The sequence below is a fragment of the Saccharopolyspora spinosa NRRL 18395 genome, from assembly GCF_000194155.1.
Taxonomy (GTDB): Bacteria; Actinomycetota; Actinomycetes; order Mycobacteriales; family Pseudonocardiaceae; genus Saccharopolyspora; species Saccharopolyspora spinosa.
In genome coordinates this window covers 1,129,249-1,138,688 of record NZ_GL877879.1, presented here as the reverse complement: position 1 = coordinate 1,138,688, position 9,440 = coordinate 1,129,249, and the positions used below count along the sequence as shown (strand labels likewise).

Below are 9,440 nucleotides of genomic sequence, written 5' to 3'. Positions count from 1 at the left end.
GTACGCCTTCGAGGCGGGGGCGATGAACCCGACACCGGCATCGATCATCGCCGAGACATTGGTGTAGGACACCAGTTTAGAGTCCCCGATCAGCAGGAACTCCTGGGGCTTGGCCATTTTTTGCAGTTCGGTCATAGCGCCCACTACCTGGGCCACTTCCCCGGCTCCGCCGTCGTAGGCTCGGTGGAAGACCGGCACGCCGCCGTCGCCGGTGGCCGCCAGCCCGGCCTGGATCTGTTTCAGGTCGAGGCGGCGGTCTTTGGGATGCCCGAACTTCGGCGCCGGGTGGTCGGCGTCGATCTGCTCGTAGGCCCCGTACAGCGAGATCGACGTCATGTCCCAATGAAGCCGGGAAGTGTCCAAACCGAACACGGAGATCGCTTGCGCTCCAACGGATCCCACGATCCGGTCGAGCTCGGGAGCGATCGCGTCCAGCGCGCGGCCGATCCGGTCGTCGTTGAGCAGTTCGGGGTCAGCGCCGAAGACTTCTTCCACTGCGTGTTCGCGTGCCCACTCGGTCACCCGGACCAGCGGTGCCGGTGAGGTCAACCGGTTGGCGACCAGTGCTTCGATCACCTGCCCGTGGGTCAGATGGGCAAGATCCCGTATCGGGCAGGCCCGATCGATAATGTCGGCCAGGTCCAGACGGTGACAGTAATCAGCGATCACGGGCAACGCGCCCAGCTGCTTCTCGATGCTCGCACCGACGTACCGGGCCCGTCGCCGTTCACGTTGATCCACGACCGAACACCCTGTCAGAGCCCTTGAACGGGAAGACACAGGCCCGGCCGATCAACTCACCTATGCCCATGTGCGGATGACGGGGCTAGCCGACCTACCTGGCACTACGCCCGACGCCCTGTGAACACCATCACGCGAAGCTGCCGAGACCAGAAGGATCACCGCCTTCGCGCGGTGCGTGAGCGAGCGGCACGGCATCGACACGGCGTCCTACGACAGCCTCTGGAAGTGGTCGGTAGACCAGCCAGACCTCTTTTGGACCGCGGTGTGGGAGTACTTCGGCCTGCCAGGCCGAGTTCCGGAAAGAGCCTGCGAGGCGTGGGACATGCCTTTACCCGCGCCAGCACCCGCCGTTCACGACGGCTTCTCCCTCGATCCGTTCACTGATCGTCACCCGAACAGCGTGCCAGCCAAGGTGTTCAGCAAACTGGACGCCTTGCCGGTGTTCTCCGGTCTACTGCCACCGGAACCCTGGCCCTCCAGGGTGCGGTCGCAGGTGTACGCGCGCTCCATTCCGGGCAGGGCGGCCAGCAAGGTGAACACGATGCCAGACGGGTTGTGCTCCATGTAATCTGTCCAATCGGTAGTCGGCTGACCTCACCGTGAGGCGGAAACGGCACCACTAGGAGAGTTCGGCATGGCGCAAGGCAGCGTGAAGTGGTTCAACGGCGAGAAGGGCTTCGGGTTCATCGCCCAGGATGGCGGCGGACCTGACGTCTTCGTTCACTTTTCGGAGATCCAGGGCAGCGGCTTCAAATCCCTCGACGAAGGCCAGCGGGTCGAGTTCGAGATCGGCCAGGGACAGAAGGGACCGCAGGCCCAGGGCGTGCGCGTCATCTGAGTGCTGAAGCACCGGCGTGCCCGTGCCCGTCATCGACGGGCACGGGCACGTTTCGTCGGTGTTGCCGTGCAGCTGCGGAGCCTCGGTCGTGCGAGCCTTGATCTAGACGGACATTCCGAATCACAGGGGGCCGGTAGTTACGGCGGCAGAACCACCGGAGGTTGAACATTACGGTGGGGGAGCGGAACCGTGCCTGACCAGGACGTTCTCTTCACCAGGGTTGGGTACGCGATGGCCCTCTCGCAGGGGCTTGGGCTCATAAAGGATGGGTTCTGGATAGCTGCCGCCGACGATCTTGCTCAGTGAGGTGATCTCAGTGGGGGTTATATGTAGCCGTGTTCGTGGTGGGTGAGGGCGAGTGCGGCTTGGACGATGTCGCCGTTTTGCGGGGGCTGGCGGCGATGTGCCGTAGGGCGCGCCAGCGTCCGACCAGGAGAGCGAATCCGTGTTCGCCTAATTAGGGCGCGCAGGCTGCGTAGGAGCAGGTTGTAGGCATTCGTCACGCCGAGGTAGGCCAGTCGCAACAGCACGGTTGATCATCATGCCGCGCCGACCGTCAGCCGCGTGAGAGCGTCGACTCAAGCGGCCACGGCCGACGCCGTGGAAACCGCTCTCGCCTGCCTGAATGAGATACTCGGCAAACGCAGGGCTGATGCCCGATGACCGCCGCCCGCAAGCGCACCCGAAGGTCGGCGCGGGCGGCCGGCACCCGCTTCGAACGCGCCATCACCGACTTTCTCACCGCCCACGTCGACGACCGGATCGACCGCCGCCCGAGCAACGGCGCCAAGGACAGCGCCCGTGTGCAGCTCACCGGATGGGCCGCCGAAGCCGAGACTGAGCGTGGCAAAGACGACGCCGTAGCCGCCGTCGTCATCGTCCACAATCGACACTGGGGCGCCGACCCGGACAGCAGTGGGTCACCTGCACCCTCGCCGACCTAGTGGCGCTGCTCACCGGCGAACGCCCGTCGACCCGACCGCGCCTCAGCCTCGATGACATGGCCGCAATCCTCGGCCCTGATTGGACGGGCGGACTCGACCCAGTCGACGTTGCCTGCCAGCGCCTGCGTGACCTGCTGGAATGCGCGTGGCCGGCGGTACTGGCCACCGCTGGTGATCCGCTGGAGGCGATCACCTGGCGGGCGGCCCTGGCGGTGTCCACGGAACCGGCCCGGATCGTGGATATGGGCTTCGATGCCTTCGCTACGGCGGTGCGCGACGAGCTAGACGAGTAAGTCTGAATACGGTCAGTGATCGTAGGCGGGGGGTGGGGGAGTGATTTCGGCGACGACATCGTCGAGGCCGCGATCAGCCAGGCCGCCGGCATTCTCGATCAGTGGGGCTACCGTGGCCCGCTACGCGTCAAGCACCGGCTGCGCGGCATCTTTAGCCAAGCCCTGCTGATCAACCGCAGCCCACGACTGGAAGACCTGACGACCGAGGCGTTCACCGCGCTGCGCGCCCACCCGGCCAACAGCGGGCGCTACTCCGAGATGCTCTATGCGCTGCAGCGCGCGGTCGCCGCGCTGGGCCACTGCGACCCACCGGTCCGCTCCGGCTACAACCACGCTCCCGGGATCGAGGGCACCGATCCGGCCTGGGCGGCATGGGTCGAACGCTGGCACGCCACCTCGCCGCTGACCCCACGAGTCCGCGCCACCGGCCGCACGATCCTGGCTAAGGTCGGCCGGTGGCTGGCCACCGAACACCCGGAGACCACTGAGCCCGGGCAGTGGACCAGGAAGACCTGCGCGGCCTGGGTCGCCGCCGTCGACCGCATGGCCGTCGGCGACTACGTCCAACGCCGCGACCACATCCACGCCCGCGCCGGAACACCGATCTCCCCACGCACCAAGGCCCACATCCTCATGGCCACCCGGATGTTCTTCCGCGACTGCCAGGAATGGGACTGGTTCCCCCGCCGGTTCGACCCCGCCCGGGCGCTCGCCGTCCCGCGCAGCGTCGCCTCCCTGATCGGCACCAACCCCCGCGTGATCGCCGACGAGGTCTGGGCCAAGCTGCTCTGGGCCGGGCTGAACCTGCAGCCAGCGGACCTGCCTGGCAACTCCGCCGACGCCTACTACCCCATGGACCTGATCCGCGCCATCACCCTGACCTGGCTGTTCTCCGGGCTACGCAGCGACGAACTCTCCCGGCTACGCGTCGGCTGCATCCGCTGGCAGCACGACGGACAACCCATCACCGCCAACTCGGCCGACGTCCTCGCCTGCAACGCCGTCTGCCTGCTCGACGTCCCCGTCCACAAGACCGGCACCGCCTTCACCAAGCCCGTCGACCCAATCATCGGCCAAGCCATCGAAGCCTGGCAGGCCAAACGGCCCGCACAGCCCCACCGCCTGGACCGCAAGACCGGCGAGCACGTTGACCTGCTGTTCTCCATCCGCGCGCAGCCGATCGCCAAGGACTACATCAACCACACCATCATTCCGGCACTTTGCGGCAAAGCCGGTGTCCCCACCGCGGATGTCCGCGGCAACATCACCAGCCACCGCGCCCGCTCCACGATCGCCAGCCAGCTCTACAACGCCAAAGAACCTATGACGCTGTTCGAGCTGCAAGCCTGGCTCGGCCACAAGGATCCCGCCAGCACCCAGCACTACGCGAAGATCACCCCGAACACCCTGTCCACGGCCTACACCGAGGCCGGCTACTTCGCCCGCAACGTCCGCACCATCGAGGTGCTCCTTGACCGCGCCGCCGTCACCTCCGGAGCCGCCTCAACCGGACAGCCCTGGCAACACTACGACCTCGGCCATGGCTACTGCACCTACACCTTCTTCGAGCAATGTCCACATCGGATGGCCTGCGCCCGCTGCGACTTCTACACCCCCAAAGACTCCACCAAAGCACAACTGTTGGAGGCCAAGGAAAATCTCCAACGCATGCTCGCCAGCATCCCGCTCACCGACGACGAACGCACCGCCGTTGACGCCGGCCAAGCCGCGCTCGACGACCTCCTCGAGAAACTCACCGACATCCCCACCCCAGCGGGCCCCACCCCACGCGAGATCGGCGTTCCCCCATCCGCCACGCTGCTACCGATCGCCGACGTCAGCCACGGCAAACATGCACAAATGGGACAATTCTGATTCCACAGAATCGCGAGGTACAGCGGTCCCTCGTCGGTGTCGATCTGCGTGATGTCCCCGCACCACAGGACATCCGGCGCTACGGCGATGAAGTTCCGTCTGACCAGGTCTCGGGCCACTGCCCGCTTGCCCTGCCGGGTCAGCGACCGGCGTCGTTTCGGCGGTCGTGCGGCCAGGCCGAGTCCAGCCATCCGTGCCGCGACGGTGTTCTCCGGGATCCTCCAGCCGATTTCCGGTAGGTCTCGGGTGATCCTCGGGCTGCCGTAGGTGCCGGCCGAGGTGTTTGAGCAGACCACGGCCAAGCTGCCTGGCGGGCCGTGGGCGCTGCACCAACTACGGCATTCCGCGCTGACTCACGCCGCCGAGGGCGGCGCCAACACCTCGACGCTGACCGTCGGCCGCAAGCTGGTCTGTCATGGCGACCCGAGCAGCCAGCCACGAACAAAGGTCAGGCGCTCCTTCTCCCCGTAGCTACAGTGAGCCGCAAGGTAGCCAAGGAGCGGCTGTACACGGCCGAAACGATGACCGCCCTGGCCGCACGGTTTCAACGGTGCGGCCAGGGCGGTGCTTAGTAAGGGGATGCGGGGGTGTGGTGCTAGGCGGCGATTCGCAGGTGGTGGGAGTCGCCGCCGGGGTCATCGCCGGGGTCATCGCCGGAATGGCGATCAGCGTTGCGTGTCTTCCTCGTGCGGATCGTCGAGATCAGCAGACCGAGTCCGGAGCCGAAGGTGAGGAGGAAGACTGCGGCGTCCACGATCAGCAGGATCGTCGGCTCCGCGGCGATATACCAGCCGAGCATGGCGATGCCTGCGGCGGGGATACAGCCTGCTAAGGCCAGGAGCAGCACCGCCGAGGCGATGGATCCCGGCGCTCGCGCCGGGGCCTTAGACAGCGATCTCACGCGCAGTCCCGGCGCACGCACTTCGAGTTCCGTGCTGCTCACCTCGAAGTCCGCGCGGCCGGTGGGCTGCTCGTGCGACAAGTTCAGTTCGTTCATCACGCGACCTTTCTTCCATCTTCATCCGGTCGGAGGTTTCCTCCGGCGTTGTTGATGTGTCCCCGCGATCAAGGTAGCGCAAGATCACAAGTTGCGGGAGAGATCGCGCGTATAAGAACTGGTTTTCTGCTGGGTTTCACATGCTTCTCGCGGCGATCATGACTGCTGTCGACATCCTTTCGTCAGATATCGCATGGTCAATGACTTGACGTCGTGGGTCTTCTATGCCAGTCTTGAGCCCAGAGAATCAGACACCAAGTAGCAGGATCGTCGCTCGTTCCTGCGATTGAGCAGCACAAACATGCCCAGAGCACTGTCTTGCCGCGCAACGGGACAAGGCACCTTTGATGCCTAACGGGAGGAACGGTCATGGCTACCAGAGGGGCGGTCTCTGCTGATCGTGGACAGACCGCCGGCCGCGGGCACGGCTCGTTGGCAAAGGTCACGGTGAACTTGACCCCTCGCGCCCTCCAGGCATTGGGAGAAGTCGCCGAGATCACCGGCGACAGCAAGACCGACACGATCAACCGCGCGTTGCAGCTTTACGCGTTCGTGGAGAAGACCATTGCCAAAGGCGGCTCGGTGCACCTGCGCGAGTCAGCGGATTCCGAACTGCAGCAGATCCGGTTCTTCTGAGAACCGCGCTGATCCCACGTGGGCCAGGACATCCATCCGGTCGACGACGTGTCTGGTGTGTCCCCAACGCGCTGTCACGCGCACAACCGACCCACTTCCATCCTGGTCCCGGGATCGCACCGCTGTGATGAGGTGTGGCCGTCGTCAGCAGCCAATTCCGCTGGGACGGCCACGTAAGTCCGGATCCACCACTGTGTTGTCCAGGCGCAGGCGACCACCCGCGCGACTACCGTGCATGCATGGAGCCGCCCATCGACCACGTCGTGGATGCCTTGCTCAACCTCGAAACCATCAACGACACCCGCACCATCACGAACCAACTCGACCCAAAACCCGCCTGATGGGCCGACTACAGGCGTCGGCGACAGGTACGGGACACGACACCGACGCCCGCGAACGGCTGCAACGAACGTGCTCACCGATGGCCAGGTCGACCTTTCTGTGCCCGGCCCGGGATGATGTTGTTCTGGTCAGGTTCGCCACCGCGCTAACCTGCCAGGTGTAGGCAACACAGTCCTGCGACACCCGGGCGGGACGGTCCGCTGTGTCGTGTCCCGGCGGCCGCAATGGGGTTCGAGCTCCGTGGTCCGGGAAGGGATCGATGTCTGCCTCGGCCTTCCGTCCGGGCTTCGCCTGCATCTCGGGGGTTCTTACGTAGGCGACGGGTCGCTGTGTTCATTTCGGTGCTGCGGATCACTTCGGTTCGGTACCGTGGAGCGGCAGTGATCATGGGGCTGAGGGGAGCGCCAAGTGTCCGAAGTCGTGCAGGTCCGGCTGCCCAGCGGCGAAGTGGTGTGGGCGCGGGTGGCCGTCGACGACGAAGCGGGGCCGGTCGACGTCGGCTTCGCCGACGGGGGCGGGATCCGCGACCTGGAGGGGCTCACCGAGACCGTGAGCGGGGTGGCCTCGACCATCCGCAAGGGCTTGCGCCACGTTCAGCCCGACGATGTCACGGTCCAGTTCGGGATCGAGGTTTCCGGCAAGACCGGCAAGATCGTGAGCGTGCTCGCCGAGGCGGGCAGCAAGGCCACCCTGACCGTCACCTTGGCCTGGAAGGGAAGGCGGGACGAGGCTACCGACGGGAACCCGACCGCGTCTGATTCGGCCAAACCATGAGCATTGCCGCCGACCTGAAAGAGCACTTGCAGGGCTGCGTGGTGCGGTTGTCCGGCACCGGATTGCGCGGCGGCAGTGGCTTCTTCGTCGCGCCCGGGTACGTCCTGACCTGCGCGCACGTGGTCGACGGCCAGGTCGGACGGCAGGTGGCTGTCACCTGGAACGGCGACGACCACAGCGGTTCGGTGGTCTGGTCCGGGCCTCGGGCTGACCGGACGCAGCAGGTCTGGCCGCACCCCGACCTGGCGGTCGTGCAGGTTCCGGTCGACAGTCCGTGCGTGTGGCTCGACGAGAACGTGCCCGACTACGACGCGGACCTGTTCGCCTCGGGACACGCCAGGTTGTACGGCCCGCGGGAAGAACGACGCCCGGCCGCGCTCACATCGCCCGGCCTCATCGAGCTCGGCGACGTTTCGTTGCTGAGGATCAGCGGCGATGAGCTTCCCGATGGCATGTCCGGCGGTCCCGTTCTCGACCTGACGACGGGTGCCGTGTGCGGCGTGGTGAAGACGGCCCGAGCGCGCAACGCACCGCACGGGGGTGTCGCCGTTCCCGTCCGCGCGCTTCGCGAGCTGCCGCCCGATCTGCTGCGCGAACTGTGGCGGGGGCACGACCGCTACCACGCTTCGAGTGGCCCCTGGCCGGGTCTGCTCGACCGGATGTCCGACCGGCGCTCGAACGGTCTTGCGCTGGAGGAAATCGTCGACCCCAAGAAACTCCAGCCGGTGCTGCGCCCCACCGAGATCAGCGAACTCCGCAGCCTGCTCGCGGATCTGCCGGTGGCAGGCGACTTGAACGAGGTGTACCGGCTCGCCTGCGGCCCGGCCGCGCCGCGCCTGGAGAGGCCGCTGCTCGACTGGCGCGACGTCGTAGGCGCTCTGGACGACATCGCGGCGGCCGCGAGAGGCGCGCTGCATCCCCTGCTGGCGTTCGCCGAGCTCACCGCGCGCCGATGCCACCAACCTGACGTCGCCGGCGGACTCGACGGCTGGGCGCGGCGGGTCGCCACGCGGCTCGGCCAGCGAGCGGAACTCGGCCAGTACGATCCGCCGGACCGCGTTGTGCCGCACGAGAAACCGATGGCGGTCATCGCCAAGGTCGAGGCGAGCGCGCACGACCAGGACCGTTACTTGCTCACGATCTGGCTCTACCGGCGCGACGAGGACTTCGAGGTCTTCTTCGCCGACGAGGACCCGCGGCCCTTGCCGGATGCGTTGGCGGGGCTGAAGAACCTGTTGCCGGGAGCGTTGAACCTGCTGGATGGGGGGCCCGACGTCCTGGTCGAGTTCGTGCTACCGCGGCAGTTGCTCAACGAGCCCGTCGACGAGTGGCAGATCTGGCCCACCCGGCGGTTCGCCAGGCTTGGCCGGCGCCATCCGGTGGTGGTGCGCGCGTTGAGCGAAGACGACGACCCGTACAGCCGCAAGAGGGGCGAGGAGCGCTGGCAGTGGCTGACAACCCAGGACACCGTTCCGTGGAACTGGATCCACTGCGAGGACAAGCGGGACCAGGAAATCCTGTACGCGTGGTTCGAGGAATCCACCGGGCACGCCGCGCTGGGCCTGCCTGGGCCGCCCGAAACGGACCTGCCCCACGAGGCCCTGGTAGCCGGTCTCTTCGCCGGGCTCCGCGTCGCGGTGTGGCGGCGCACGCGATGCGAGGACCACGACCTAGCGGACTTCTCGACGCAGCCGTGCGCGGGTGATCGCTTCCGCGACGAACTGAGCGGCAAGCTGCTCGGCGTGAACGTGGCCCAACTTCCGCGCGTGGTGAAGGACCTGCGCAACGCCGCCGCCCAGCAGGTCGGCACCGAGCACTGCGGCCGCGACGTGGTCCTGCTGTGGGATCTCGGGCGGCGACCGGAGGCAATGTACCTGCAATCGCTCGTCCCACTGGCATGAGTACCCGGCTCCGAAGTCCTTTTGCGTGGCGGCGCACGTTGCCAGAGCGGGCTAAGCGGCTTCGCTGCTTCAAAACAAAAGATCAAAAAACAGTTC

Annotated in this window: 12 protein-coding genes; 8 read left to right on the top strand and 4 right to left on the bottom strand. The window is 66.5% G+C overall.

Annotated features, from left to right (window positions below):
* A partial coding sequence (locus tag SSPN_RS45510; protein WP_010310098.1) for an IS1634 family transposase occupies window positions 1-741 on the bottom strand: 741 nt, incomplete at its 3' end.
* A 390-nt stretch (window positions 742-1,131) separates the two neighbouring features.
* Entirely contained in the window at window positions 1,132-1,308 is a 177-nt protein-coding gene (locus tag SSPN_RS58620) for a hypothetical protein (RefSeq protein ID WP_010310092.1), read from the bottom strand.
* A gap of 70 nt (window positions 1,309-1,378) precedes the next feature.
* Between SSPN_RS58620 and SSPN_RS0124290 the strand changes: the two genes are divergently transcribed.
* Window positions 1,379-1,582, top strand: a complete 204-nt coding sequence (locus SSPN_RS0124290) for a cold-shock protein (RefSeq protein ID WP_010310090.1) — start codon at window positions 1,379-1,381, stop codon at window positions 1,580-1,582.
* A gap of 323 nt (window positions 1,583-1,905) precedes the next feature.
* Here the strand turns inward: SSPN_RS0124290 and SSPN_RS55310 are convergent, their stop codons facing one another.
* Complete coding sequence (locus tag SSPN_RS55310; protein ID WP_202798908.1) at window positions 1,906-2,112, bottom strand: hypothetical protein; 207 nt, start codon at window positions 2,110-2,112, stop codon at window positions 1,906-1,908.
* A gap of 129 nt (window positions 2,113-2,241) precedes the next feature.
* On the opposite strand from SSPN_RS55310, the gene SSPN_RS45505 reads away from it, so the two are divergent.
* From SSPN_RS45505 to SSPN_RS58615, 4 genes are all read left to right on the top strand, one after another.
* Window positions 2,242-2,526 carry a hypothetical protein gene (locus SSPN_RS45505; RefSeq protein ID WP_010310085.1) on the top strand — a complete coding sequence of 95 codons (285 nt, stop codon included), beginning with the start codon at window positions 2,242-2,244 and terminating at the stop codon, window positions 2,524-2,526.
* Entirely contained in the window at window positions 2,526-2,819 is a 294-nt protein-coding gene (locus tag SSPN_RS57815) for a hypothetical protein (protein ID WP_010310083.1), read from the top strand. Before SSPN_RS45505 ends, SSPN_RS57815 begins: the two co-directional genes overlap by 1 nt.
* Before the next feature lie 15 nt (window positions 2,820-2,834).
* Window positions 2,835-4,694, top strand: coding sequence for a tyrosine-type recombinase/integrase (locus SSPN_RS0124275; protein WP_010310082.1), 1,860 nt, complete (start codon window positions 2,835-2,837; stop codon window positions 4,692-4,694).
* Between the two features lie 279 nt (window positions 4,695-4,973).
* A complete protein-coding gene (locus SSPN_RS58615; RefSeq protein ID WP_202798907.1) occupies window positions 4,974-5,165 on the top strand; it encodes a hypothetical protein in 192 nt (63 codons plus the stop codon).
* A 124-nt stretch (window positions 5,166-5,289) separates the two neighbouring features.
* On the opposite strand, the gene SSPN_RS0124270 is transcribed toward SSPN_RS58615, so the two are convergent.
* Entirely contained in the window at window positions 5,290-5,691 is a 402-nt protein-coding gene (locus SSPN_RS0124270) for a hypothetical protein (protein WP_010310077.1), read from the bottom strand.
* A 369-nt stretch (window positions 5,692-6,060) separates the two neighbouring features.
* Between SSPN_RS0124270 and SSPN_RS45495 the strand changes: the two genes are divergently transcribed.
* The 3 genes from SSPN_RS45495 (at window position 6,061) to SSPN_RS0124250 (ending at window position 9,344) form a co-directional block, all read left to right on the top strand.
* Window positions 6,061-6,327, top strand: coding sequence for a hypothetical protein (locus SSPN_RS45495; protein ID WP_010310075.1), 267 nt, complete (start codon window positions 6,061-6,063; stop codon window positions 6,325-6,327).
* Window positions 6,328-7,077: 750 nt separating this feature from the next.
* Window positions 7,078-7,443, top strand: a complete 366-nt coding sequence (locus tag SSPN_RS0124255) for a CU044_2847 family protein (RefSeq protein WP_010310068.1) — start codon at window positions 7,078-7,080, stop codon at window positions 7,441-7,443.
* The gene (locus SSPN_RS0124250; RefSeq protein ID WP_010310066.1) at window positions 7,440-9,344 is read left to right on the top strand and encodes a VMAP-C domain-containing protein; all 1,905 of its coding nucleotides are present in this window, start codon (window positions 7,440-7,442) and stop codon (window positions 9,342-9,344) included. Before SSPN_RS0124255 ends, SSPN_RS0124250 begins: the two co-directional genes overlap by 4 nt.
* Window positions 9,345-9,440 lie beyond the last annotated feature (96 nt).

Bases quoted from the DNA above. Each gene is read 5' to 3' on its own strand.
- SSPN_RS45495 (WP_010310075.1), top strand. From the start codon at position 6,061: ATGGCTACCAGAGGGGCGGTCTCTGCTGATCGTGGACAGACCGCCGGC.
- SSPN_RS0124270 (WP_010310077.1), bottom strand. From the start codon at position 5,691: ATGAACGAACTGAACTTGTCGCACGAGCAGCCCACCGGCCGCGCGGAC.
- SSPN_RS0124290 (WP_010310090.1), top strand. From the start codon at position 1,379: ATGGCGCAAGGCAGCGTGAAGTGGTTCAACGGCGAGAAGGGCTTCGGG.
- SSPN_RS0124250 (WP_010310066.1), top strand. From the start codon at position 7,440: ATGAGCATTGCCGCCGACCTGAAAGAGCACTTGCAGGGCTGCGTGGTG.
- SSPN_RS45505 (WP_010310085.1), top strand. From the start codon at position 2,242: ATGACCGCCGCCCGCAAGCGCACCCGAAGGTCGGCGCGGGCGGCCGGC.
- SSPN_RS58620 (WP_010310092.1), bottom strand. From the start codon at position 1,308: ATGGAGCACAACCCGTCTGGCATCGTGTTCACCTTGCTGGCCGCCCTG.